Annotated in this window: 21 protein-coding genes and 1 riboswitch; of the genes, 3 read left to right on the top strand and 18 right to left on the bottom strand. The window is 31.0% G+C overall.

The window, feature by feature from the left end; genetic code table 11:
* Positions 1-221: 221 nt before the first annotated feature.
* The 4 genes from KPL55_RS20590 to KPL55_RS20605 form a co-directional block, all read right to left on the bottom strand.
* Positions 222-1,511, bottom strand: coding sequence for a homoserine dehydrogenase (locus KPL55_RS20590; RefSeq protein ID WP_216308636.1), 1,290 nt, complete (start codon positions 1,509-1,511; stop codon positions 222-224).
* A 55-nt stretch (positions 1,512-1,566) separates the two neighbouring features.
* Positions 1,567-2,880, bottom strand: a complete 1,314-nt coding sequence (locus KPL55_RS20595) for an aspartate kinase (protein WP_246599714.1) — start codon at positions 2,878-2,880, stop codon at positions 1,567-1,569.
* A gap of 398 nt (positions 2,881-3,278) precedes the next feature.
* Positions 3,279-3,908 carry a DUF3793 family protein gene (locus tag KPL55_RS20600; protein ID WP_216308637.1) on the bottom strand — a complete coding sequence of 210 codons (630 nt, stop codon included), beginning with the start codon at positions 3,906-3,908 and terminating at the stop codon, positions 3,279-3,281.
* Between the two features lie 31 nt (positions 3,909-3,939).
* Complete coding sequence (locus KPL55_RS20605) at positions 3,940-4,368, bottom strand: flavodoxin (RefSeq protein WP_216308638.1); 429 nt, start codon at positions 4,366-4,368, stop codon at positions 3,940-3,942.
* A gap of 152 nt (positions 4,369-4,520) precedes the next feature.
* Here KPL55_RS20605 and KPL55_RS20610 point away from each other — a divergent pair, with 152 nt between their 5' ends.
* Positions 4,521-5,186: a helix-turn-helix transcriptional regulator gene (locus KPL55_RS20610; protein ID WP_216308639.1), complete on the top strand. Its 666-nt coding sequence runs from the start codon at positions 4,521-4,523 to the stop codon at positions 5,184-5,186.
* On the opposite strand, the gene ygiD is transcribed toward KPL55_RS20610, so the two are convergent.
* The 13 genes from ygiD to KPL55_RS20670 all read right to left on the bottom strand — a co-directional run bounded on the left by ygiD (position 5,173) and on the right by KPL55_RS20670 (position 19,345).
* Positions 5,173-5,949 (bottom strand): 4,5-DOPA-extradiol-dioxygenase, encoded by a 777-nt coding sequence (gene ygiD / locus KPL55_RS20615; RefSeq protein ID WP_216308640.1) that lies wholly within the window; start codon positions 5,947-5,949, stop codon positions 5,173-5,175. The genes KPL55_RS20610 and ygiD overlap by 14 nt on opposite strands.
* A gap of 75 nt (positions 5,950-6,024) precedes the next feature.
* Positions 6,025-6,159 carry a hypothetical protein gene (locus KPL55_RS26425; RefSeq protein WP_281418883.1) on the bottom strand — a complete coding sequence of 45 codons (135 nt, stop codon included), beginning with the start codon at positions 6,157-6,159 and terminating at the stop codon, positions 6,025-6,027.
* A gap of 148 nt (positions 6,160-6,307) precedes the next feature.
* Entirely contained in the window at positions 6,308-7,060 is a 753-nt protein-coding gene (locus tag KPL55_RS20620) for an NYN domain-containing protein (RefSeq protein ID WP_216308641.1), read from the bottom strand.
* 105 nt (positions 7,061-7,165) lie between these two features.
* Positions 7,166-7,507, bottom strand: a complete 342-nt coding sequence (locus KPL55_RS20625) for an ArsR/SmtB family transcription factor (RefSeq protein WP_216308642.1) — start codon at positions 7,505-7,507, stop codon at positions 7,166-7,168.
* 15 nt (positions 7,508-7,522) lie between these two features.
* The gene (locus KPL55_RS20630; RefSeq protein ID WP_216308643.1) at positions 7,523-7,888 is read right to left on the bottom strand and encodes a beta/alpha barrel domain-containing protein; all 366 of its coding nucleotides are present in this window, start codon (positions 7,886-7,888) and stop codon (positions 7,523-7,525) included.
* Positions 7,876-8,319 carry an oxidoreductase gene (locus KPL55_RS20635; protein ID WP_216308644.1) on the bottom strand — a complete coding sequence of 148 codons (444 nt, stop codon included), beginning with the start codon at positions 8,317-8,319 and terminating at the stop codon, positions 7,876-7,878. Before KPL55_RS20635 ends, KPL55_RS20630 begins: the two co-directional genes overlap by 13 nt.
* 266 nt (positions 8,320-8,585) lie before the next feature.
* The gene (locus tag KPL55_RS20640) at positions 8,586-9,749 is read right to left on the bottom strand and encodes an AI-2E family transporter (RefSeq protein ID WP_216308645.1); all 1,164 of its coding nucleotides are present in this window, start codon (positions 9,747-9,749) and stop codon (positions 8,586-8,588) included.
* 113 nt (positions 9,750-9,862) lie between these two features.
* Positions 9,863-10,273 (bottom strand): hypothetical protein, encoded by a 411-nt coding sequence (locus KPL55_RS20645; protein ID WP_216308646.1) that lies wholly within the window; start codon positions 10,271-10,273, stop codon positions 9,863-9,865.
* Positions 10,274-10,396: 123 nt separating this feature from the next.
* Positions 10,397-12,958 carry a cation-translocating P-type ATPase gene (locus KPL55_RS20650; protein WP_216308647.1) on the bottom strand — a complete coding sequence of 854 codons (2,562 nt, stop codon included), beginning with the start codon at positions 12,956-12,958 and terminating at the stop codon, positions 10,397-10,399.
* A gap of 108 nt (positions 12,959-13,066) precedes the next feature.
* Positions 13,067-13,160, bottom strand: a riboswitch (NiCo riboswitch).
* Between the two features lie 100 nt (positions 13,161-13,260).
* Positions 13,261-14,682: an NADP-dependent phosphogluconate dehydrogenase gene (gnd, locus tag KPL55_RS20655; RefSeq protein ID WP_216308648.1), complete on the bottom strand. Its 1,422-nt coding sequence runs from the start codon at positions 14,680-14,682 to the stop codon at positions 13,261-13,263.
* 145 nt (positions 14,683-14,827) lie between these two features.
* Positions 14,828-18,001, bottom strand: coding sequence for an ABC transporter permease (locus KPL55_RS20660; RefSeq protein WP_216308649.1), 3,174 nt, complete (start codon positions 17,999-18,001; stop codon positions 14,828-14,830).
* Between the two features lie 2 nt (positions 18,002-18,003).
* Positions 18,004-18,708 carry an ABC transporter ATP-binding protein gene (locus KPL55_RS20665; RefSeq protein WP_216308650.1) on the bottom strand — a complete coding sequence of 235 codons (705 nt, stop codon included), beginning with the start codon at positions 18,706-18,708 and terminating at the stop codon, positions 18,004-18,006.
* Between the two features lie 31 nt (positions 18,709-18,739).
* Positions 18,740-19,345, bottom strand: a complete 606-nt coding sequence (locus tag KPL55_RS20670; RefSeq protein ID WP_216308651.1) for a TetR/AcrR family transcriptional regulator — start codon at positions 19,343-19,345, stop codon at positions 18,740-18,742.
* A 269-nt stretch (positions 19,346-19,614) separates the two neighbouring features.
* Here KPL55_RS20670 and cphA (KPL55_RS20675) point away from each other — a divergent pair, with 269 nt between their 5' ends.
* Entirely contained in the window at positions 19,615-22,242 is a 2,628-nt protein-coding gene (gene cphA / locus KPL55_RS20675) for a cyanophycin synthetase (RefSeq protein ID WP_216308652.1), read from the top strand.
* Between the two features lie 69 nt (positions 22,243-22,311).
* The gene (cphA, locus tag KPL55_RS20680) at positions 22,312-24,939 is read left to right on the top strand and encodes a cyanophycin synthetase (protein ID WP_216308653.1); all 2,628 of its coding nucleotides are present in this window, start codon (positions 22,312-22,314) and stop codon (positions 24,937-24,939) included.
* A 78-nt stretch (positions 24,940-25,017) separates the two neighbouring features.
* On the opposite strand, the gene KPL55_RS20685 is transcribed toward cphA (KPL55_RS20680), so the two are convergent.
* A complete protein-coding gene (locus KPL55_RS20685; RefSeq protein ID WP_216308654.1) occupies positions 25,018-26,178 on the bottom strand; it encodes an amidohydrolase in 1,161 nt (386 codons plus the stop codon).
* Between the last annotated feature and the right edge of the window lie 34 nt (positions 26,179-26,212).

Consider the following 26,212-nt stretch of genomic DNA (forward strand, 5'->3'; position numbering starts at 1 on the left):
ATCCACCTCTAATCTTTTATTCCATTATACATAGAAAAACCCCATAGGGTAGTTTTTTTTAAAACGTCTACTCTATAGGGTACATTTTACTATCGCTCAAACATATGTTTTATTAACGCATCTTAATTAAAAATAAAATAAGAAGTTCTAAGCTTGTTCCAATGCATTATACGTAATATATACTTTTTTTGCGTCTAAAATAATTTTGTATATTAATATTATTATTTAAAAGATTCTATTCTTATTATACTTTCTACCTCATTAACATTTGCTAGTTCTTTTATTTGCTTAATTGAATTTCTTATATTCTTTTCTGCGCTTTTATGTGTAATAAATGCTAATAGTACATATTCTTTATGCACTACATCTTGAGTAAGAGATGTAATACTGACATTATTGCTGCCAAATATCGCAGCTGTATCTCCTAAAACTCCTGCTCTATCTTTGACATTAAGTCTTATATAAAATTCTGATTCGTTATCCTCTGATTTCTTAACTTCTTTAAAATCTACTTTGTCATTAAGTTCTTTTAATTCAGATGGTTTTACGTTATTTCTTAATATAGATATTATGTCCCCAACTACTGCACTTCCGGTTGGCAAATCACCCGCACCTTGTCCGTATAGCATTAGTTCACCAACTGCATTTCCTTTGATTAAAATAGCATTAAATGCGTCATTAACATTGGCCATTGGGTGAGTAGATGGTATTAGAGTTGGATGTACTCTTAACTCCAATTTATTGTTTTCCTCTTTAGCTATTGCTAGTAATTTTATTGTATAACCAAATTGTTTAGCATATTCTATATCGACATCACTAATATTCCTTATACCTTCCCTGTAAATGCAATCATGATCAACCTTAGTACCAAAAGCTAATGATGACATTATAGCAAGCTTATATACAGCATCAAAGGCATCTACGTCGGATGTTGGATCAGCTTCAGCAAACCCCTTATCCTGAGCCTCTTTTAATGCCTCCTCAAAGCTAATTCCCTCTATTGTCATTTTACTTAATATATAATTGGTTGTTCCATTTATAATTCCAATTATACCCTCTATTCTATTTGCTGTAAGACTTTCATTAATTTCTCGTATTATTGGGATTCCACCAGCAACACTTGCTTCATAATAAAATAATACATTTTCATCTTCTGCAATTCTAAATAACTCTTCGCTCCAATTTGCAATAACCAGTTTATTAGCAGTTACAATATGTTTTTTTGCTTTCATTGCGCGTATCATATACTCCTTAGCTTGATCTCGTCCACCAATAAGTTCAACAACAATTTTTATGTTATCGTCATTTATTATATCATCGATATTGTCTGTTAATATTCCCGCTGGCAATTCAAAATCTCTTTTCTTATTTATATCATTAACAAGTATTTTAGCAACCTCAATATCATAATTTGATCGTTTCATTATTTCTTTTTTATTTTCTTGTAATATCTTCCACACCCCTGTACCAACGTTACCAAATCCTAAAATCGCTATTTTTACCTTTTCCATATTTATTTCTCCTTTCTAACTTCTATACTTAATATAAATTCACCAATTGTGGTAATTAGTCTTCAAATGCCTTATACACTACTCTAATTGCATCTTCAAAATCTTCGTTTTCTACTCCAACAATAATGCTCAGTTCACTTGATCCTTGATTAATCATCCTAATATTTATATCTTTTTTTGATAATGCTTGAAATACTTTAGCAGATATTCCCTTTGTTTTTATAATACCTTCTCCAACAACTGCTATTAATGCCATATTAGGATAAGTTTCTAATGAATCCGGTTTGCATTGAACCTCAATCTCTTCTAATATTTTATCAATCTTATTGTCCAATTCTGAGTCATCTATTACTAGTGATATAGAGTCTATTCCAGATGGAATATGTTCAAAAGGAACATTATTATTTTCAAGAATAGAGAGAATTCTTCTACAATATCCTATCTCTTTGTTCATAAGAGTCTTTTCAATTGCAATAACAGTAAAATCCTTTTTTCCTGCTATTCCAGTAATGCTTCCAGGTTTAACCTTATGTTTTTCATTTAAAATAAAGGTTCCTTTACATTGTGGGTCATTAGTATTTTTTATATTTATTGGGATTCCTTCATTTTTAACAGGGAAGATTGCCTCTTCATGAAAAACATTTGCACCCATATATGAAAGTTCCCTGAGTTCTTTATATGTTACCTCATCAATAGGTTTAGGATCATTTACAATTCTAGGGTCCGCCATTAAGAAACCTGACACATCTGTCCAATTCTCATAAACCGTAGCACCAACGCCTCTAGCAATTATTGCCCCTGTTATATCTGAGCCACCTCTTGAAAATGTTTTTATCATGCCATCTTTAGACGCACCATAAAATCCAGGTATTACTGCCTTTGGAACCTTTGATAGTCTATTCCTAATAGCATCATAAGTTGCAACTTCATCCAAACTTCCACTTTTCTTAAAAACGATGATGTCAGCCGCATCTATAAATTCATACCCTAAATATTCAGCGAGAATTAATCCATTTAAATACTCTCCCCTACTTGCTACGAAATCTTCTGAAACTCCCGTAAGCATCTTTTCTTTAAGTTCTATTAGGTATTTTGATATATCAAGGGTTAGATTTAATTCCCCACATAAAATAGTATATCTATCTTCAATTAAATTTAATAATTCATCAAAAGGTAATGATTTTTTTACATGTTGATGACATAAATATAGTAGATCTGTTATTTTATAATCACCACTTGCCCTCTTCCCTGGAGCTGATGGTACAATATAACATCTTCGATCATCAGACAAAACAATATCCTTTACTTTCTTAAATTGACTGCTATTACATAATGAACTTCCACCAAATTTCGCAACAATAACTTCCATAATATTATCCTCCTATATATTACCTTTTGCAATGGTCTATTAACTTATATCCATCTTTGAAATATAAACCTATCTCTTTCGCCGCGAATTCATCGTAAATCCCATTAATAATATTCTTTACTTTTAACTAGTTTCATATATTATAGTATAAATATTCCGAATTATCAAAACTTCTTATTAAAATAATAAAAAATAATTAAAATTGCATATTATTTACTAAATAAAACCCTTTTGTTTAATATTTAACAAATACTACACATCTTCTTCATTGTTTTGACACAACTTTATGTTATTCTTTATTTATAGATTAGTAGATTAAAGCGAAGTCCCCCTTTACTTTAATAATAAAAGGCTGTGAATTTAAGTATTCACAGCCTTTTCGTATTTTTTTTATTAAATTAAACACTTACTAAATCTAATTTGTTTTTATTTAATAGTTCTGATGGTTTCATACCTTTGATCATTAGTTGCATAATCGAGTATTTTATCTCATCATATTTATTGAAAATCATTTGGGCTTTCTCCATATCATGATATACCTTCCAATAACCAACCATTTTGCATTTTGCACCGGGACAATCAACAAATGATACTACATCTTCTAATGGGTATCCTAAAAAAATTCCTATCTCATGAGGGCATATATTTTGAAATCTTTTGCCCAAAAGTAATAAACATTGATTTATATCCATCAATTCGTTGTACCCAAATCGTTTTAAGAATTCCATATTATTATTATTTCTAATTCTTTGCTCAATTTTTTGTTCATTGTAAAATAGCACAAATGTATTTGTTTTATCTTTTTTTAATTCAATATAATTGATATCTAATTTATCTTTTACTTGATCTTTATACATTGACCATAAATTATTTAAATTTCTATTACTACTGCTAAAATTAATTAAAGAGGATGTCTTATGCTTTTCTATAGTTGGCCCTGCATTACGTATTATTACTGAAAATAAATATTGCAAGTCATCATACTCATTTACAACTTTTAATAATCCTTTTAAATCTTCTATTATCATAAAACATCCTCCATTAATCTTATTTATATTCTTACTCTTTTAATAATAAAGCACCTATTTCATTGCATCTTTTTATTCCTTCTTTATCAGCATCGTTATTAATTATAAATCCATCTGCTAACATATTTGCGCCATATCCTTCCATTCTATCTTGCCACTCAGTCATCCACTCACCATCGCCCCATCCATAAGAACCAAACAATATAGTTTTTTTGCCACCCATAACACCTGCAATGGACTCAATAAATGGTTCCATTTCTGCTTCCTCAAGTTGCTCTGCTCCCATAGACGGACAACCGAAAGCTACCGCATCTGCATTTTCTACGTCTTCTATTTTTGCATCGAAAACATTAATAAGCCTAACATTTGCATCTCCATTTTTTGCACCTTCCAAAATCCCTTCTGCCATCGCCTGCGTATTACCTGTTCCAGTCCAATATATAATTGCTACGTTTTTCATATTCTTATCCTCCTAATATAATTTATTATGTATATTTGTATTCCTATTTTCTTTATTGATATTGATTATCGTTCTTATTTATACTATAATAGTTTTAAGTTAGATTTATTTAACAATATTACTATCTTTTTTCGAAATATTAAGGAGATGCTATGAAAAACTTACTTAATCACACAGACCTTGCCGTAAATATTGGAAACAACAACTTAAAGGATGCAGTTACTCTATATACAAAAAAAATAGATGCTTTTTTATTAATATCTACTAATCCAAATGAATTAAAAAAACTACTTGCTTCAATGAATACTTTTATATACACTTATTTATGTATTAACGATTCTATAACTTTAGACGACTTATGTTACTCTAACCTTAATCTTATAGATGCTTTCCATATGAATGAGGATTTAATATCTTTAGGAAAAGATATTATTAAAAGCTACATAAAGTCCATAAACAATAGTAATAACAATCAACTATCAGAAAATGAGATTATAAAAAATGCTCTAACATATATTCACTCAAATATAGAAAAAAAGATAACATTAAAAAAAGTTGCAACTCATATTCATATAAGTAGCAACTATCTATGTTATCTTTTTAAAGAAAATACTGGCTTTAGATTTTGTGAATATATAAACAAATGTAGAACAAATGTTGCAAAGAATTTTTTAGATAACTCTTCTTATTCTTTAGATATGGTTTCTTCTAAATCTGGTTTCAATAGCCAAAGTCATTTTTGCAGCACCTTCAAGAAGTATGTTGATATTTCTCCTAATGAATATAGAAAAAGAATTAAGAGTTCTAACCTATTTTAATGCTTGTCATGGAAATTGAACCATTTTGTATACCCTTATATATAAAATTAACCTCATCTGATTCTTCTTGTAGCCCTGCTATATAAAGCAAAGGTAAATAATGTTCTTTTGTTGGTACTGACAGCTTTGCACTTTCGCCGAGTTTTTGATAAGCTATTATATTTTCATGTTCCCTATGTTCTATTGAACCTGAAATATAGTTATCAAATTCTGTTGCAAAGTCGAACGGGAGAGCAAAAGTATCATAATCCATTATTCTCAAGTTATGAACTATATCTCCACTTCCTATTATCAAAATTCCTTTATCTCGAAGCTTAGATAATTTTTTTCCTAAGTTGTAATGATATTGTTCATCCTTTAATCTATTTAAACTCATTTGAAATACAGGTATATCAGCCTTCGGATACATATGTCTAAGCACTGACCATGCACCATGGTCAATTCCCCATTTTTCAGTGAGTTTAACACCTAACTCCTTTAGTTCATCCGCTACAATTTGAGCGTATTTCTTAGAACCAGTTGGTTTATATTTGATATCATAAAGCTCCTTTGGAAAACCATAAAAATCATATATTTGCTCAGGTGAATCTGAACTCGTAATAAATGTACCATCAGTCTCCCAGTGAGCCGAAATCACTAAAATTGCTTCTGGCCTAGGTATATTTTCGGTTGATTTACTAATAGCCTCTGTATATTCATTACTGAGCACTGCATTCATTGGACTTCCGTGTCCAATAAATAATACTGGCATTTTTTCATTCATTTATAATTCCTCCTAAACATATTAAAATCATATTTATGTTAATTACGTATTTATCCTAATAACCTATTATAAACCTTAGCACTCCATTTTAATACTTTCACATTTATTAAATATAGAAAATCTCTTAAGACATTCATAAATATTTTCATTAAAACTATCTGGATTATCAATATCATCTTCATACCAAATATTCTTAACTATAAGTAACATCCAACTTGCTTTATATAATCACAAACACCACTTTCTTGAATAAATTTATACTTTCCCATCAAACCTTATCTATAGACAAAAAACCACGAATATAAGCTAAATAGCTTTTCCATGGTCCCTTTGTATTTTATGAGCACATAATATTGAATTACACTTTATTTCTAATATATTTAAGAGTTATACTTGGATTTCTTGTTTTTGTTGATCTAATCTCAAATTGATTTAAAGACGCTACGAAAGGTGTAAGTTTCGTATACCCATAGTTTCTAGTATCAAAATCTGGATACCTTTTATTAAGTGTACTGCCTAATTCGCCTAAAAAAGCCCATCCATCTTCATCTGAAATCTCAGTTATAATTGTTTTAATAGCCTCGACTAATTTACCTGAACTTAGCATACCACCTTTTAATTCATCTTGTATTTGTGCTCCTTTAATAGTAGTTGTTTCAGTAAGTTTGGGAGCCATTGAAGCTAATACTTCAAGATATTTAAACTTCTCACAAGCTGCTATGAATGGTGATGGTGTTTTCTTTTCCCCCATACCAATAACATACATGCCAGCTTCTCGTAGGCGTGCTGCTAATTTAGTAAAATCACTATCACTAGACACAATACAAAATCCATCAACATTATTTGAATAAAGTATATCCATTGCATCTATTATAAGTGCAGCATCGGTAGAATTTTTACCTGTTGTATAATTATATTGTTGTATTGGACTAATAGAATAATTAAGCAGTACATTTTTCCATGAAGCTAGTTGAGGTTTGGTCCAATCTCCATAAATTCTTTTATATGTAGGTGTCCCATGATTTGAAATTTCATCAATTATATACTTTATATACTTATCAGATACATTGTCAGCATCAATTAGAACTGCAATCCTCATATCTTTTTCCATTATATTCTCCTTCTCATTGTAATATCTTTAAAATACTACAGTTTATATTCTACAAATTTCTAGATAATCCTTCTTTCTTTGTGAAATGTCTGTAGATTTTCTATTTTACCTTTTTATATCTTTCAATCTTTTTATATCTTTTAATCTTTTTATGTCTTCGGTGCACTCCAACATTTCCTCAATGTTCTTTCTAAGAAGACAATTCAGAAAATCATATTCCTTTAGAATTTCTGGATTTAATTCATAATAAACAAATTGTGTTTTCTTTGACATAATTACGAATCCATCATTTAAAAGTCTTTTCAAATGCCTTGAAGCATTTGGTTGTGACAATAGGAGTGACTCTTCCACCATACCAACACACATTGGTTCATTTTTATAATAAAGAATGCTTAATATTCTTAGTCTAGTTCTATCATATAAGCATTTCATAATATCTAAAATCATAAATTTGAACACCCCTTATCTATTGAAAATACATGAATTCGGTACTACGTCCCAGCATTTGTTACACGAAATACATTTTGGATTGTAATCTTTGTTCTCTACCCATTTGTTAATTAAATCCGCTTCACAAAGTATCGTCCTAGATAAAGAAAAATATTCAATATCTGTTGAATTTAATATTTCATCCATTAGTTTAATATTTCTATTTCCTCCGACCAAAATTACCTTTGCCTTTATTTCGCTAGCAATATTGGTTACTGCTTCTCTAAAATATGATTGTTTTTCTAATGAATTAATTCTTTTAATGGATGCAGTTTTCCCTTCCCCCGATGATAAGTTTACTGCGCTAGGTTCAATCATATCTATTCCTAATTTGTCCATTTCTTTATTATGTCATCTTTTGTAGCAAACTTTGGCGTAATTCCAGTTACAATGTTTTTTACAGCTGACGGTCCGTAAATAGTCATTTTACTAGCGCCCATATGATCGCATTGGGAACCACCATAAACTATTTGCATTGCAATCTTACTGTCATATTTGTGAACTTTGTCTGCTAACCTTTTATATTCTTCTATAAAAGAATCATCATATATTCCAAACATTTTAGGATTAGGTTGCTCATCCTTTGATATAAATGCATACCCCGTTAGTATTAATCCTACTCCTCCTTTTGCTATTTCTTCATATCTCTCCATAACAGAATCATTAATATGGCCATTGTCTTCTGCCATCTCATCCCAAGTTGCAGCTCTAATAAATCTATTCTTAACCTCTAAATTCATAATTTTTGTTTTATCAAATAAGTCTTTCATATTATCTCCCCGCTGTAAGTATACAGTCTCATTATCTAGTTACATTCACTATCCATTATATACACCATAAATTATATACACCTTTAATTATATTCATTCACACGTATATACTAGATGTTTTCAGCCTATTTGTCAAATTTGTATTATTTATTATTATACTTCTCTACTAAATAACGCAAAAAGCACCTAAAATCCAATCACTTCTTCAGTGTTTAGATTTTAGGTGGGTGCTAGTTTAATTACTAAGTGTATTAAAATTTTTAAATCTAGACATCACCACGATCTTCTTGCTGATGTTTTGTTATAATCTTCATTAAAAAAAGTTTTATTATACCTGCAATAGGTACCGATAAAAGCATCCCAAGTATACCTGCTAGGCTGCCACCAATAGTTATTGCCATAATTACAAATATCGGATGAAGCCCCATACTATCACCGACAACTTTCGGCGATATAACCGCACTATCAAGTTGTTGAACGGCAAGAAGCAAAAGTACTGCCCATAAAGCAATAATAGGATTTGGGCTAAGAATACCAACAATAATTGCTGGAATACATCCTATTATTGGACCAACATAAGGTATAATATTTGCAATACCTGCTGTAAATCCAATAAGAATAGCAAAATCAATTCCTATTATAGACAATCCAATACTGCTAATTATTCCAACTATTAAACCATCGAGTAATTGTCCTCGCAAGAACATGGAAATAATATGATTGATTTCAAATATAGTTTTATTAAGGCTTTTAAATTTACTTTCTTTCATTGTTAAACTAAAGTAATTTAAATACAGATGTTTAAAAAACTCATGGTCCTTTAATAAATAAAATGAAATGAATACTCCAATAAAGGTATTTAAAATGCTATTGCCAATACCTGCAAATATTGTAACTATACCATTTATAGAAACTGATAAATACGAATACACTTGCTCTATAGCTTGTGATAAATATCCCTTTATATCAAGAGAGAGACCACTTTGAGTGATTTTATTATTTATATAATCAAATAACTCATTATAGCGTTTTATATAATCACTAATAGTCCCAAACATAACTGATAGAGTTTCATTATTACTAATTTGTCCTCCAATCATTGCATAAATACTATAAATAAGTATAATAACTGATAAAATTACTACTAGGTATGTAAGTATTACGCTAATCAAATGTGTCTTAAATTTAAGTTTTAAATACTTGTCAAGAAAAGTATTAATAATCTTTGATAACGGATATAATAAATATGCAAGAATGCATCCAATTATAAGTGGAGAAATCATTGAGAATGCTGCTGATATTATTCCAATTATATTACTTAAAAATTCACTAAAATTAAAAACTATATTATAACTTATAAAAATTAATGTTAATGCCAGTACAACATATAATACATAATTAAAATACTCTTTATTTAATCTATTTTTCATTCTTCTAGCCTCTCTACTATTTATTAGTTGTTTTCCACCCACTCCATATAGTGGGTGGCTTTATTTCTATAAGTAATTATATCTTTTTATCTTACATTTATCAAACTAGTATTTTATATGACATGAATGATTATAGCTATTAATAAACCAAATGCCATTACGCGATGTATTTTTAGCCACATACCTTTATAATTTTTATTTATAAATGCTCCATAGAAACCTAAAGCAAATATTATAACCATAAATAATGCTGCTATTATTCCGGTTATACTTATACGGTTTGATGAAAAAGCAATTAAAAAATGAGTTAATACAGAAAATATAGCTATTGTTCCCACTATTTTGTGATTTTTAATAACTAACTTCATTACTTTTCTATAGAGATCAACTATTTGTTTTTTTTCTTTTCCTAATTTACTAATATACCTTTTATTAATATATTTCACGAAAAAATTTGCAATTGCTATACCAAAGCATATAGCTGATATTGTACCCAAAAAACCTATTAGATCTCTTGCTTGCATAATATACTTCCCCCTTTTTTTGATTATCTTTAATATTTCGTCTGTTTTAGCAATAACTTAATCATTAAATATATTTATTAGGGAATAATACAATTACTTATACTATTCCCATGTATGTGAGATTTAGTTTTGTAGTGTACTTTTTCTGTCATTATTTTTATTTCTTCTAATACTCTTAACTATCTTTACAAATTCATACCAAATAACTGATGCTATTGCTATTGCAACTGCTAACATAAATTGACTTAAAGACAAAGGTGCAAGTTTCAAAAAATTACATAGCGGAGTATATAATATTACAGTTAATCCTATTATTGTCCCTATACTAACTCCCCACATTACTTTATCATTTGTAAGCCTAACAAATGATTTAATTGCAAAATCTGAATCTGAACTATTAACTTGAACCAATAACACATTCGCTAGTAATATAATAGAGATTCCCATTGCCCTTGCAATAGGTGCATTATCTGGCGACTGATTTAAAAATGCAAAATACGTTCCAAATGATGCTTCAAATATAACAAGACCTTGCATTACACTTTTAATAAGAATTTTTGATGTTAACAGTTTTTCCAATGGATTGCGAGGTGACCGTAGCATAATATCTTCTTCTGCTGGCTGACGTTCTAAAACAATTGAGCAGGTAGGATCAATTACCAGTTCAAGTAAAACAACATGTATTGGAAGTAACAAAAGACTAGCAGGACTTATTCCAATTAGTGGAGCAAGTAATGCTGCAAATGCAATAGGAATATGGATAGTGAATACATATCCAACTGCCTTTCTAATGTTATCATAAATTCTTCTACCATCCTTTATAGTTTCAACAATAGTTGAAAAATTATCGTCAAGTAGGATTATATCAGCTGCTTCTCTAGAAACTTCTGAACCACGTTTCCCCATGGCTATTCCAATATCTGCGTATTTAAGAGCAGGAGCATCATTTACACCATCACCTGTCATTGCAACGATTTCGCCATTAGCCTTAAAAGCCTTAACTATTCTCATTTTGTGTTCAGGTATAACTCTTGAGAAAACACTAACATCTTTAACCCGCTCGCAAAGCTCTTCATCACTCATTTTACTAAGCTCGTCACCAGTAATAATCTTATCACTATTTGGCATATTAATTTGCTTTGCGATGGAACTAGCAGTTATTCCATTATCTCCTGTTATCATAACAACTCGAACACCCGCTTTAGTACAAGTTTCTATATCTTGTTTTACAGATTCCCTTGGAGGATCAACAAGTCCAACCATACCTAAAAGCTGTAAACTACATTCGATTAGACTTCCTGGAACATCAGTTTCACTATTAACTATCATTTGCCCTACAGCAATAACTCGAAGCCCTTTCATCGACATTTCCATTATTTTTGCTTGTGCTATTGCTCTTTCAGCATCTGTTAAATCGCATATTTTTAAAATGTGTTCAGGTGATCCTTTAGCTGCCACTACAATATTTTCTCCATTTTTCCAAACATGGCCCATCATTTTCGCTTCATCAGTGAACGCATATTCCTTAATAAGTTGACCTCCAAATATTACGTCCCTTGTGATTCCTTGCTTTTCACAATAGGATATCATTGCCTTTTCCATTGGGTCATAGGCGTCACATTTACAACCCATCCCCATTAACTTCGTTAATTCTTTTGCGTCGCCTGTTAGGTTCCAGATGCTTGAAACTGTCATTTTATTCATTGTTATTGTACCTGTTTTATCAACGCATAGAACAGACACAGCCCCTAAAGTTTCAACTGATGGCAATTTTCTAACAAGTGATTTCTTTTTAGCAAGTCTCCAGGCACCCATTGATAAAAACACAGTTAGTATAACTGGAAATTCTTCTGGTATCATTGCCATAGCCAAAGTCACGCCTGATAAAATACTTTCTATAACTCTAGCTCCAAAGGTGTGATCTGGTATATTAAAGTAAGTTATAACTCCAACAAATATGAATAAAACTGCCGCAATTCCTGCGCATAGCTTTACCAGCTTTCCAGTTTGTTTTTCAAGTGGAGTTGGATTATCGGGAGCCGCTGCAATATTTTCTCCTATTTTACCATATTCAGTTATTGACCCTATTTTGTCTACTAATACTGTACCAGTACCTTGCGTTACAAGAGTACCTGTATAACAATAATCTTGCCTCCAATAATCAGTACTAAATGCATCCCTATTTTCTGTTGTAACTTTCCATACGCCCTCAGCCTCTCCTGTAAGAGATGATTCATCAATGCAAAGAGTGCTCGCTTTTAACACAATACCATCAGCAGGTACTTTAACTCCTTCAGCGATATACATTATATCACCAGGTACTAAATCGAAACTATTAATTACTTTTTCAATCCCGTCTCTAAGTACTGTGACATGAGGAGCTGATAAATCTTTTAGTGCATTTAATGTCTTGTCCGTTTTCCATTCTTGAATTACCTCAATGCTAATAATACCAACAACAAAAATCAGCATTATAGATCCATCTTTTGGTTCTCCTAAAATAAAGTAAATTACAGCTGCAATAATTAAGAGTAAAAACATTGGCTCACCTATAACTTTTAAAATTTTGCGAACAAAACTTTCCTTTTTTTTAGCCACCAACTCATTTTTTCCGAATTTTTCTTGAAGTTTTTTTGCATTAATACTAGTAAGTCCTTGTAGTTTTTCGATTTGTTGTTTAGTCATAATTAGTTACCCCCTAATGCTTATTTCAAGCATATTTACGATAGCTCTACGACATAACAATCTTCAGATGTGTTCTAGAAATGGGTATAAAAAACCCGTAGAACAATAAACTGTCCCACAGGTGTATAATTCTATCCTGTTGCCATTTCGGCCCAGCCCCACGAACTTTTTTAGAGTTCATCGCCTGCTCAGTTTGTACTGTAGATTTGTATGCAGTGCAAAGAGATCTATAATAAAACTATCATATAAACTATAGTATGTCAACATCTATATTATTCTCCTAATTTTTTCTTTTATATTTATTATTTTTCTATATTATCATTTACCCAATTATGATGGAATATACCTTCTTTATCTGTTCTTTCAAATGTATGCGCTCCAAAATAATCTCTTTGCGCTTGGAGTAAGTTTGCTGGAAGTTTAGCGCTTCTGTAGCTGTCATAATAAGTTAGTGCACTAGAAAATCCAGGCACCGGAACCCCTAAATTTACAGCTTCACTTATTACTTTTCTCCAGTCCTTTTGGTAATCATTAAGAATATCTCTAAAATAAGAATCAAGCATTAGATTTTTAAGATTAGCATCTTTTACATAAGCATCATTTATCTTGTTAAGGAATTGAGCACGAATAATACATCCACCTCTAAATATTTTAGCAATTTCTCCATACTTAAGATCCCAATTATACTCTATTGATGATGCCCTCATAAGTGCAAATCCTTGAGCATAAGAGCATATCTTACTAGTATAAAGAGCTCTTCTTACAGATTCTATGAACTCATCTATATTACCTTCAAACTTTACGTCGGGACCCTTAAGAACATTACTTGCGAATACTCTCTCATCTTTCATCGCAGACAAGCATCGTGCAAAAACAGCTTCTGTTATAGTTGGAATTGGAATTGCTAAATCTAAGGCGCTTTGACTGGTCCATTTTCCTGTTCCCTTTTGACCTGCTTTATCAAGAATAATATCAACCATATATTCACCAGACTCCGTATCTTTTTGTGCAAATATTTTACTAGTTATCTCCATTAGATAGCTATCAAGTTCACCTTCATTCCATTTTTCAAAAACATCGTGGATTTCATCGTTAGTTAGACCTGCCACTCCCTTTAATAGTGCATAAGCCTCACATATTAGCTGCATATCTCCATACTCTATACCATTATGAACCATTTTCACATAATGCCCTGCGCCATTTGGTCCAATATAAGTACAACATGGCTCACCATCTACTTTTGCGGATATAGCTATAAGAATAGATTCAACTAGCTTATAAGCCTCAATTTCTCCTCCTGGCATAATGGCTGGTCCTTTTAAGGCACCTTCCTCTCCTCCAGAAACACCAGTTCCAATGAATTTAAAACCCAACTCTTCTAGTTTTTTACTTCTACGTATTGTATCCATAAAAAATGAATTTCCGCCATCAATTAATATGTCCCCCTTTGAAAGAAATGGTATTAATTTTTCTATAGTTTCATCAACAGGTACACCTGCTTTAATCATAATTAATATTTTCCTAGGTATTTGGATAGAATTTACAAATTCCTCTATAGTATATGTTCCCTTAATATCTTTTCCTTTAGCCTCTATTAGTAAATCATCTACTACAACTTTATTTCTTGAATATACCGAAATAGACGTCCCTCTGCTCTCAATATTAAAAGCCAGGTTTTTACCCATGACGCCAATTCCTAAAACTCCAAATTGCTGTTTTTCCATATATATAATCCTCCTTTTAACAAAGCTTACTTTAGTTCAATTATAGTTTATATTATACTATAGAATAAACCATAATATTCAATTTAACAATTAAAAAAAACGCCATTGCACCCTTTTAGGTACAATGGCGTTTTTAAAATTATTATTACTCTGCACTTTTAAGCGATTCTATCATATCTATATTACCAAATTCTCTATACATAGCTATGTTTACAATTATAGAAAAGGAAATTGTAAGTAAAACTGAATAAAGAAAATATATAGGATCAATTATTCTCATAAACATCATTACATTTGTTTCATCAGTATTGATTACGTAGGTATTAAGTAATATTCCTACACCAATTCCTGTTAAACTCCCAATTATCGTGAGTATTATATTTTCCCTATATATATATAAAGCAAGCTCATTGTTGTAAAACCCTAATAGTTTTATTGTAGACAGTTCTCTTTTTCTTTCATTTATATTTATATTTGTAAGATTGTATATTACAACAAATGCTAGAACTCCTGCAGATACAATTAACACTAGTACAACTGAATCTATACTCTTTGTAGTTTTGTTAAAATCAAATTGTGATTTGTTTTTGTAATTTACAGATGCTATATTTGAGTCTTTTGTAAGCACCTTTGTTGTATTATCTTCTGAAATATTAGATATACTTTTCAAAAGTCCATAAAAGCCATTATATTTAACAGTTTCTCCAGTTATTTTTGTGTAATAATCAGGACTCATATAAATATAATGTTGCACATAATGCTCTGTTATTCCACTAATTTTGGCTTTCACCACTTTGTCATCAATTGTTATATCAAAGGTGTCTCCAATCTTTTTATTCATAAGTTTTGCTATCTTTTGTGTAATAATTACTCCACTATCATTAAGTTTTAAGTCCTCACCTTTCATAGTAAGGTTAATATACTTATTAATCTCATTTTTATTTTCTGTAACTAAAATAAAGGCATCCTCTACTCCTGATTTATCAAGATTAACTGTTCCATTTTTGCTATATGAAAATAAAACTGATTTTACATTAGAATCTTTTAATATCTTATCCTTTGTAGTATTTTTCTCATTATCATTAATGTCTTTTTTAAGTGTTGATAACATATCATATCTATATATTTTTGTAAATTGACCCTCTGCAGCGCCTATTATCCCTGACTTAAGTCCAAACCCAGTTATCATAAGCCCCGTGCACACAGCTATTCCTATAACTGTCATGAAAAATCTCTGTTTATACCTAAATATATTTCTTGCAGTAACTTTACTTGTAAAACTTAATCTCTTCCATATAAATGTTATTCTCTCGAGCAATATAGTTTTCCCAGCCTTTGGTGGCTTTGGTCTCATTAGTGATGATGCTGCCTCCCTTAATTCTTCAAGTGTTGCCGCAACCGCTGCAAGAGTTGTAAATATTATAGCGATTAATGAAGCCTGGAGTGCTAATTCCATGTTAAAAGGTGTTAATGAACTTGGAATAGCATAAAGTGATCCATAGGCATTCATAATGAGTGGTGGAAAAAGTCTAAAACCAAATGATATACCTATTAGAGTTCCTGTTATGCTGGCTAAAAGCGCATATATCAAATAGTGCATAGTAATCGATGTGCCTGAATACCCTAAGGCCTTTAGAGTTCCTATCTCGATTCTATTCTCTTGTACCATTCTTGTCATGGTTGTAAGGCTAACTAAAGCTGCCACAAGGAAAAATATTAGCGGGAAAGCCTTGCCTATGTTGTCTATTCTATCACTATCTTGTCTATATGTTTCATATCCCAAATTAACATTTCGCCCTAAGACATACCACTCTGGGGCTTTGATATCATCAATTTTGTCTTTGTTTTCTTTAATTTTTAATTCTCCATCTTTTATTTTTGCATTTGCCTTTGTTTCCTCTGATTTTATCTTTATAGTATTTTCCTTTATTTCTTTTTCTCCAGATTCAAGTTTAACTCTAGCTGATTCTAGGTCAACCGAACCTTTCGCAATTAATTTCTCTTGCTGATTTATTTTCTTGTTACCTGAATTAATTTGTGCTTTTGAACTATCAAATTTATTTTTGAGAAGTTCTATGTCAAAATAAGGTTTGATTTGAGGTAATGCACCACTACCCTTTAATGAACTATACATAGATCCAAAATCTTTCCCCTTAATATTTTCAGTATAGATCTTATTTATACCATTATATTGAGCTAAAAATGTTTGGTTAGTAGGATCTGTTTCTAATTGTTTTTTCGCCTCATCCACTTTTCCAGCCATTGATGTTGAAATATTATTTGCAGCTTGCTGTTTTCCTAAATTAAGTTTTTGCTGACTATCAATGAGTTGTTTTCTACCTGCTGCAATTTGTATTTTCCCTTGTGAACTTTTTTGGTTGAAAATAGCTTTGTTTTTGGCAAGTTCTATTTTACCATTATCAACTTTAATTTTTGCATCATTTAATTTTGTGTAAGCATCTTTAAACTTATCAGCTGCTTCTTTTTTTGACTTGATAAGTTTTTCTTCTGCTGTATTTATTTCCTTGTTTGCATCTGTGGTTATTTGTGTATACCGTGCCTTGCTCCTTATAACTGAAATATCCTTAAGACTTTGCTCCATATTATCTGAGACTTTTTTATACTCGTCATTTGATATTAGACTGTCACTAGACAAACTAGTTTCCATTTTCAAATACATTTCTGTATAATACTCGCTTTTAAATACATCGGGCATTATATAAATAAATCCGGCAGTATTTCCATTTCCAACAGAACTTAGCTGTCTTTGCCCAGACAAATACAGTGGAGATAGTGCTTCCCCAACTATTTTGAACTTACTAACTTTAAGGTCATCTGCAATTGAAGTATCTTCCCCTGACTTAAGTTCTATAACATCACCTAATTTGAATTTATTTGCTTTTAAAAATCCCTTTTCAACTACAACTTCATCATTAGCTTTCGCTATTCTTCCTAGAACAATTTTCATTTTATTCATTCCATTTTCAGGTGGAACTGAATTTACGTTAAGGACCAATGAATGTTTATCTTTTTCAACTAAAACATCTATTGAATATGAACCCTCTACATTTTTAACACCTTTTAATTTCTTAACTTCATCTAAATCATCTTTTGTAATCCCAAATGTTGATATCAACTTAAAGTCCATAAAATTTGTTTCATTAAAATAAGTATCTGCTGATATTTTCATATCTGGACTTGTGGCCCTAACGCCAGCATAAAAAGCTACTCCAATTGCAATAATTATTACTATAGATAAAAACCGTGAAAAAGTCTTTTTTATATCGCGAAATAAATTCTTGAAAAATGTTTTTTTCATTTCTACCACTCCAAGCTTTCAATGGCTGTTGGATTATCGTTTTTAACTACACTTTCAACTTTCCCACTTTTAACCGTTATTATCTTATCAGCAATAGGTGTTATAGCTGAATTATGTGTAATGACAACTACTGTCATTCCTGCTTTTTTAGATGTATCAGATAACAACTTAAGTATTGACTTACCAGTGTTATAATCTAGTGCTCCCGTAGGTTCATCACAAAGGAGCAACTTGGGATTTTTTGCAAGTGCTCTCGCTATCGAAACTCTCTGCTGTTCTCCCCCTGATAGTTGGGACGGGAAATTTTGCATTCTATTTTCAAGTCCAACATTTTTAAGTACTTCTACTGGATTCATTGGGTTTTTACATATTTCAACTGCCAGTTCCACATTTTCAATTGCATTTAAATTTTGCACTAAATTATAGAACTGAAATACAAATCCTATATCATCTCTTCTATATTTAGTAAGCATTTTTTTATTATATTCGCTTATATCATTGCCATCTACAATAATATTTCCTGTAGTAGCTTGGTCCATTCCTCCTAAAAGATTAAGTATTGTTGTTTTCCCTGCGCCACTTGCCCCAATAACTACAACAAATTCACCTTTTTCTATAGTAAATGAAACGTCATCTACCGCTTTAATTATTACTTCTCCTGTTGTGTAAGTTTTCTTTACATTTTTTAGTTCAATAAATTTTTTCATTATAATCTCCTATCTTCTTCGCTATATTCTACTATGTTATAGTCTCGGTATCTAATTTGTTAATAATATTATTGAAAAATATATCTATTATATCAAGGATAAGTTTTCTCACTTCTATCCCGTCTTCTTTTTCTCTCAAAATTATGGAGATACTCTCGACAAGGTTATATGCCATAAGGTAAATAATAAAATTATTTTTAAGCCTTTTCCCTTGCAATGATAACTCATATTTCATTATCTGAGTAACTATTCTAGTTACAAAATCCTCAAAGTCTTTTTTACAGTTCTCGTACTTTGATCCTTCACTTTTATTAAGTAATATGGCAAGTTCCGTGCTGCTTTCTTTAAATATCTCCAATATCTTTTCCATTAAATCATAGAAAATCTCATCTGTTTTCCCGTTTACAATCACATTATTAAATTGATTTATGTAATCCATTAATCTATCATATACAGGCCTAATTAACTCCTCATATAAATTATCTTTACCACTATAATATTTATAAAAGTTACCAACTGATGTTTTGGAGTTTTTTGCTATACTCCTTATTGATGTATCCTTGTATCCCCCTTGTTTAAATTCTTTTAGAGCTTCTTCTACTATATTTTTTCTAACTTCCTCTTTTAAATATTGCATTAGAAAACCTCCGTTCTCTTTTATATTATACTCTAATTCTATAAAAACTCAACTATACTTGAAAATATATAAATTATTTATATTAAGAAAATATTTACACAATAAGTACTTATAAAAAATCATGTATATTTATGAATAAATAATTAGTTAAAGGTAAAAATATAAATTCGATAGTATTATTTCGTATTAACGCCTATAAAACATAATGGATAAAAATGTTCTAGTAACAAATTGGTATGAATTAATCTACCAACAGGGAGGACAACAACATGAAAATTGTTAGTTTAAAAGTATTCAAGGGTAGAAACATATATTCTCACAAGAAATGTATAAGACTTAACCTAGACCTTAATGGGTATTGTGAAATTCCAAGTAAAGATATTTGTAACTTTAATGAGAACTTAGTTAATCTGTTACCAGAACTTACAACACATAGATGTGGAATAGATGAGGATATGGGGTTTATTAAAAGACTTAACGAAGGAACTTATTTGGCACATATAACTGAACACATAATTCTAGTACTCCACAACCTGGTAGGCCTAGATATAAGTTATGGAAAATCAAGAGAGATATCTGGTGATAATTATTATATTATATATCAATATGAATACATGAATACTGGCATAGAAGCTGCAAATATAGCAGTTGACCTTGTTAATTCATTGATTAAAAAAGAATCCTTTGATTTAGATTTAAGATTAAATAAATTAAAGGAAGTCTTAATGAATGAAGAGCTTGGGGTAAGTACCTTAAGCATTTGTAACGAGGCAAAGAAAAGAGGAATTCCTATTTTAAGAATTGGTGAAAATAGTATGTTCCAACTTGGTTACGGCAAATATGCAAAGATGATTCAAGCAACTTTGGGTAATGATACAAGTGCAATAGCTGTAAATATTGCACAAGATAAACTACTAACCAAGGAATTACTAAGCATGCATTTTTTGCCTGTAGCAGATGGCATGAAAGTTAAAAATAAAATAGATTGTATATTAAATGCAAATGATATTGGTTACCCAGTAGTACTGAAACCCCAATTTGGCAATCAAGGCAAGGGTGTTATTTCTAATATAAAAAATGAAGGAGAACTATTGTGTGCCTATGAACTTTTAATTACAGATTATGAAGATATAATAATTGAGAAGTACATTATTGGACGTGACTATAGAATATGTTGTGTTTATGGAGATATCGTTGCTGTATCTGAAAGAATGCCTCCATATATTCTTGGGGATGGGATAAGTTCTATTAAAACCCTTATAAATAATACTAATGCTGACTCAAGGCGTGGTGAGGGACATGAAAAAGAGTTAACTAAAATTAAAATAGACAATGTACTTATAACATACTTAAAACACAAAGAATATAATTTAGATTCTATTCTTATAAAAAAAGAAAAACTAAATCTAAAGGATAATGCTAATTTATCTACTGGAGGATTTGCAATGGACTGTACGGAGTCAATTTGCACTGAAAACATAGATTTATGCAAAAGAGCTGCCAGTGCTATCGGTCTTGATATATGTGGAATAGATATAATATGTGAAGACATAAGTAAACCACTTAATGGTGGAGTAATAATAGAAATAAATGCTGCTCCTGGTATTAGAATGCACCATAATCCCTATATTGGATCAAAACGTAATGTAGCAGGTCATATAGTCGATAAATTATTTGAAAATTCTCAAACAAGCATTCCAATAGTCGCAATTACAGGAACCAATGGAAAAACAACTACCACAAGACTAATAACATATATTCTTTCAATTGCTGGTTATACAGTTGGAATGACAACAACTAGTGGAATTTATATTGATGGCAATTGTGTCTTTAAAGGTGATACAACTGGTCCTAGTAGTGCTTTAGTTGTACTTTCAAATAAGCTTATTGATGCAGCAGTACTTGAAACTGCAAGAGGAGGCATTATTCGAGGCGGATTAGCTTATGATCTTGCAGATGTAGGGGTTATTACAAATATAACGGAGGATCATCTTGGAATAGATGGTATTGAAACCATTGAAGACTTAGCAAAAGTTAAGGCTTTAGTTGGTGAGGCCGTTAAAGACGATGGTTATGTTGTTATTAATGGTGATGATAAAATGAGTTTAAGTATCATTCATAGGTTAAAGAGCAATCTTATAATATTTTCAAAATATAAGAATAATGAAGTAATGAGAACTAACATTAAACGCGGTGGATATGGAGTATATGTTGATAACGGTAATATAATAATTCAAAAAGGTACTACTTGTGAAACATTAATAAATGTAAATGATATTGGAATAACAATTAAAGGCATTCTAAAATACAACATAGAAAATGCCATGGCCTCTTGCGCCGCAGCAATAGGTATCGGAATTAATCACGATATTATTAAGCAGGGTTTAATGTCGTTTTACTCTAATCAAGATCAAAATCCAGGAAGGTTTAATATGTATTTAGTAAATAATGTAATGGTAATATTAGATTATGGACATAATATCGAGGGATACAAGTGTGTACTAGATGGTGTTAAGCAAATAAAGCATAATAATCTTATAGGAGTTATTGGTGTGCCCGGAGATAGATTAGATAGTGACATAGTTGAGGTTGGTAACTGTTCGGGAAAGAATTTTGATTATATATTTATAAAAGAAGATATAGATAGAAGAGGCAGAGCTCTTGGCAGCGTAGCTACGCTTTTAGAAATTGGTGTTCTCAGTTCTGGTTTTAAGCGTTATAACATTACTAAAGTTTTAGAGGAGACTGATGCCTTTAAAGAAGCTTTAAACTTTGCACGGCCTGGGGATATTGTTATAGTATTTTTCGAGAAATTTGAGCCCCTCATAGATATTATTAAAAACAAGATTAATGAAGTGAAATGTGAGAGCAATCTATTAGATAAAGTTAAATTATAGTTTATATATTAAAGCTAATTTATAGTTTAGATCCTTAATACTAAATACATCGTAGAAAGGGAGAATTAAATGAAAGTTGTTAGTTTTAAAATCTTTAAGGGAAGAAATATATATTCCCACAAGAAATGTATAAGACTTAACCTAGATCTGGAAGGCTACAGTGAAATTCCTAGTAAAGAAATTTCTGGTTTCAATGAAAATTTAGTTAGAATGTTACCAGATCTTAATAGACATAGATGTGGTATAGATGAGAATGGTGGCTTTATTAAAAGATTAACCGAGGGAACTTATTTGGCACATATAACTGAGCATATAATCATAGTACTTCACAATATGATAGGTTTAAATATAAGTTATGGTAAATCAAGAGAAATATCTGGTGATAATTATTATGTTATTTATCAATATGAATATAGCAATACAGGTATAGAAGCCTCTCACATAGCCGTTGACCTTGTAAATTCATTAATTAATAAAGAGCCTTTTGATTTAAACTTAAGACTTACGACTCTTAAAGAATTATTAATGAAGGAGCAGCTAGGACTAAGCACCCTTAGTATTTATAATGAAGCGAAAAAAAGAGGAATTCCAATTCTGCGAATGGGTGAAAATAGTATGCTCCAATTAGGATATGGAAAATATTCTAAAACTATACAAGCAACCTTAGGTTGTAATACAAGTGCCATTGCAGTAAATATTGCACAAGATAAGTTACTGACCAAAGAAATTCTGAGCATGCATTTTTTACCTGTTGCAAATGGCCTAAAGGTAAAAAGTAAAACGCATTGCATAATGGGTGCAACAGATATTGGTTATCCTGTGGTACTTAAACCTCAGTTTGGTAATCAAGGCAAAGGAGTTATTGCTAATATTACAGATGAAATAGAGTTAACAAATGCATACGACCTTTTAATTAAAGATTATGAAGATATATTAATTGAAAAATGTATAAATGGACGCGACTATAGAGTATGTTATGTTTATGGTGATATCGTTGCTGTATCAGAAAGAAACCCCCCCTATATTTTGGGTGATGGCGTAAGTTCTATCGAAACTCTTATAACTATTGCAAATATGGACTTAAGACGAGGCGAGGGACATGAAAAGGAATTAACAAAAATTAAAATAGATGAATCTCTTTTAACATACTTAAATCAGAAAAAATATTCATTAACCTCTGTACTTATAAACAATGAGAAGTTAAATTTAAGAGATAATGCAAATTTGTCTACAGGTGGTTTTGCAATAGACTGCACTGACTTAATTTGTAATGAGAATATAGAGATATGCAAAAGAGCGGCAATCGCTATCGGACTAGATATTTGCGGAATAGATTTAATATGTGGGGATATAAGTAAACCTCTTAATGGAGGTGTAATAATAGAAATAAATGCTGCCCCAGGTATTAGAATGCACCACAATCCATATATTGGTGTAAAACGTAATGTTGCAGGGCATATAGTCGACAAACTATTCGAAAACACACAAAAAAGCATTCCAATTGTTTCAATTACCGGTACAAATGGAAAAACAACTACCACAAGACTTATTGGACATATACTTAAAGCTGCAGGATATACTGTTGGAATGACCACAACAGGTGGAATTTATATTGATGATAAATGTATATTCAAAGGAGATACAACAGGCCCTAACAGTGCTTTAGTTGTACTTGCAAATAAGGATGTAGATGCGGCTGTACTTGAAACTGCAAGGGGTGGAATAATAAGGCGAGGACTTGCTTATGACCTCGCAGATGTTGGGGTTATAACAAATATAACTGAAGATCACCTTGGAATGGATGAAGTAGAAACTATGGATGAGCTTGCAAAAGTTAAATCTTTGGTTGGAGAAGCCGTTAAGAGAGATGGTTATGTTGTTATTAATGGAGATGATAACATGAGTCTAAGTATCCTTCATAGGTTTAAAAGTAATATTATAATTTTTTCAAGGAATAAGGATAATGTTGTTATGAGAAGTAACATTAAAAATGGTGGCTATGGAATCTTTGTTGATAACAATAGTATAGTAATCCAAAAGAACAATAACGCCGAGAAGTTAATAGATGTAAATGATATAGGTATAACACTTAATGGTGCCTTAAAATACAATATAGAAAATGCCATGGCAGCTTGCGCTGCTTCAATCGCCTTAGGTATCAATAATGATACTATAAAGAAAAGCTTAATTTCATTTCACTGTAATGCAAATCAAAATCCTGGCAGATTTAATATGTACACTGTAAATAATATAAAGGTTATTTTAGACTATGGTCATAACTTGCAAAGCTATAAGTGTGTACTTGATGGCGTTAAAAATATTAAACATAATAAGCTTATAGGAATTATTGGGGCGCCTGGGGATAGGCAAGAAAGTTATATGCTACAGGTAGGAAAATGTGCTGGAGAGAATTTGGACTATATTTTTATAAAGGAAAATGAAGATAGAAGGGGCAGGGCTGTAGGCGAAGTAGCCGATATTTTGGAAAAAGGTATATTAAGTTCAAAATTCAACATTATAAACATAGAGAAAATTTTTGTTGAAACAGAGGCTTTTAAAGCAGCTTTAGATTTTGCATTACCTGAAGATATTATTGTTGCATTCGTTGAACATCCTGAGCCTTTTATAGAAATACTAAAAAGCAAAATAGATCAAACTATACCGAATTCAAATTTACTTACAAATAGTTTATATTAGTTTTATAGCCTGTAACCTATATTAAGAATATAAGTTGCAGGCTAATTTTCATTAATATTTTCAATTCTTACAATCCTTTTAAATAATAGCCCTAAAAACAACCTTACCATCTACAATAGTTAAAATTACTTTAGCCATCATATCTAGTGCATGTTTATCAAGTACTACTATATCTGCGTCATACCCTATCTCTAGTTTACCAATTCTATCGCCGCACCCCATCATCTCAGCTGGATTTCTAGTAATACACTTAATGCTCTCGAGTGGGCTTAATCCTTCTGATACAGCAATTATTGCACTAGATCTTAGTTGCTCAATAGAATTGTATGGGTGGTCAGTTATTAGCGCTACTTTAATTCCCGCTTCAACTAATTTGCGTGGATTATCATAATTTCTATTGTTTAATTCCATTTTAAGTCTAGGTGAAAACATGGGTCCAAAGGCAACTGGAACGTTTTTCTCTAATAGATAATCCATAACTAAATTTGCTTCTGTTCCATGTTCAATTACAAGCTTCTCTATATGGAATTCTTCTGCAATTCTTATCGCCGTAACAATATCATCTGCTCTATGAGCATGTGCACGAAGATACATTTCACCTTTTAATAAAGGTATTACTGCCTCAAGTTTTATATCTCTCTCCTTTAGTTTTCCGCTCTCCTTAATATTGATATAGTCTTGCGTACGAAGGAATAAATCTCTTATAAGTGATGCGGTTGCCATTCTAGTTACTGGACATTTACCCTTAGTACCATAGGTATTTATGGGTTCCTCTCCAAGAGATATTTTTAAGCCTAGAGGGTTTTTTAATATCATCTTATCAATTATATTTCCAGCAGTTTTTATGGCAACATTTTGCCCTCCAACTGCATTATGGCTTCCCGGTCCGCTCATTACACTTGTAACTCCATAACGAAGGGCATCACTAAAGGCAATGTCTCTAGGATTTATACCATCTATAGCTCTTAGCTCTGGAGTAACTGGAGATGAGTCCTCGTTGTTATCCATTCCGTTCTTGCCTATACCTTCCTCTATAATTCCCATATGAGTATGACAATCTATAAACCCTGGATAAACATAACATTCTTTAAGATCAATTATATCTAGCCTCTGGGTATCATAGTTTATTTTATTTTCTATATTTGTAATTTTACCGTTTTTTATTAATATATCTTTTTTAGATATATTTCCATTACTCATATCCATATGTAATCCATTTTTTAATAATATTTCTTCCATGTAATCACTCTCCGAACATAGTATTTTTCCAAGA

The organism is Clostridium lacusfryxellense, assembly GCF_018861735.1.
Classification (GTDB): Bacteria; Bacillota; Clostridia; order Clostridiales; family Clostridiaceae; genus Clostridium_AD; species Clostridium_AD lacusfryxellense.

What these genes read in the sequence shown, in the direction of transcription:
- cphA (WP_216308653.1), top strand. Translation starts at nt 22,312, where the DNA reads ATGAAAGTTGTTAGTTTTAAAATCTTTAAGGGAAGAAATATATATTCC.
- KPL55_RS20595 (WP_246599714.1), bottom strand. Translation starts at nt 2,880, where the DNA reads ATGGAAGTTATTGTTGCGAAATTTGGTGGAAGTTCATTATGTAATAGC.
- KPL55_RS20590 (WP_216308636.1), bottom strand. Translation starts at nt 1,511, where the DNA reads ATGGAAAAGGTAAAAATAGCGATTTTAGGATTTGGTAACGTTGGTACA.
- ygiD (WP_216308640.1), bottom strand. Translation starts at nt 5,949, where the DNA reads ATGAATGAAAAAATGCCAGTATTATTTATTGGACACGGAAGTCCAATG.
- KPL55_RS20685 (WP_216308654.1), bottom strand. Translation starts at nt 26,178, where the DNA reads ATGGAAGAAATATTATTAAAAAATGGATTACATATGGATATGAGTAAT.
- KPL55_RS20660 (WP_216308649.1), bottom strand. Translation starts at nt 18,001, where the DNA reads ATGAAAAAAACATTTTTCAAGAATTTATTTCGCGATATAAAAAAGACT.
- KPL55_RS20650 (WP_216308647.1), bottom strand. Translation starts at nt 12,958, where the DNA reads ATGACTAAACAACAAATCGAAAAACTACAAGGACTTACTAGTATTAAT.
- KPL55_RS20625 (WP_216308642.1), bottom strand. Translation starts at nt 7,507, where the DNA reads ATGATTTTAGATATTATGAAATGCTTATATGATAGAACTAGACTAAGA.
- KPL55_RS20645 (WP_216308646.1), bottom strand. Translation starts at nt 10,273, where the DNA reads ATGCAAGCAAGAGATCTAATAGGTTTTTTGGGTACAATATCAGCTATA.
- KPL55_RS20665 (WP_216308650.1), bottom strand. Translation starts at nt 18,708, where the DNA reads ATGAAAAAATTTATTGAACTAAAAAATGTAAAGAAAACTTACACAACA.
- KPL55_RS20670 (WP_216308651.1), bottom strand. Translation starts at nt 19,345, where the DNA reads ATGCAATATTTAAAAGAGGAAGTTAGAAAAAATATAGTAGAAGAAGCT.
- KPL55_RS20640 (WP_216308645.1), bottom strand. Translation starts at nt 9,749, where the DNA reads ATGAAAAATAGATTAAATAAAGAGTATTTTAATTATGTATTATATGTT.
- gnd (WP_216308648.1), bottom strand. Translation starts at nt 14,682, where the DNA reads ATGGAAAAACAGCAATTTGGAGTTTTAGGAATTGGCGTCATGGGTAAA.
- KPL55_RS20600 (WP_216308637.1), bottom strand. Translation starts at nt 3,908, where the DNA reads ATGATAATAGAAGATTTAAAAGGATTATTAAAAGTTGTAAATGAGTAT.
- KPL55_RS20635 (WP_216308644.1), bottom strand. Translation starts at nt 8,319, where the DNA reads ATGAAAGACTTATTTGATAAAACAAAAATTATGAATTTAGAGGTTAAG.
- KPL55_RS20630 (WP_216308643.1), bottom strand. Translation starts at nt 7,888, where the DNA reads ATGGACAAATTAGGAATAGATATGATTGAACCTAGCGCAGTAAACTTA.
- KPL55_RS20610 (WP_216308639.1), top strand. Translation starts at nt 4,521, where the DNA reads ATGAAAAACTTACTTAATCACACAGACCTTGCCGTAAATATTGGAAAC.
- KPL55_RS26425 (WP_281418883.1), bottom strand. Translation starts at nt 6,159, where the DNA reads ATGTTACTTATAGTTAAGAATATTTGGTATGAAGATGATATTGATAAT.
- KPL55_RS20620 (WP_216308641.1), bottom strand. Translation starts at nt 7,060, where the DNA reads ATGGAAAAAGATATGAGGATTGCAGTTCTAATTGATGCTGACAATGTA.
- cphA (WP_216308652.1), top strand. Translation starts at nt 19,615, where the DNA reads ATGAAAATTGTTAGTTTAAAAGTATTCAAGGGTAGAAACATATATTCT.
- KPL55_RS20605 (WP_216308638.1), bottom strand. Translation starts at nt 4,368, where the DNA reads ATGAAAAACGTAGCAATTATATATTGGACTGGAACAGGTAATACGCAG.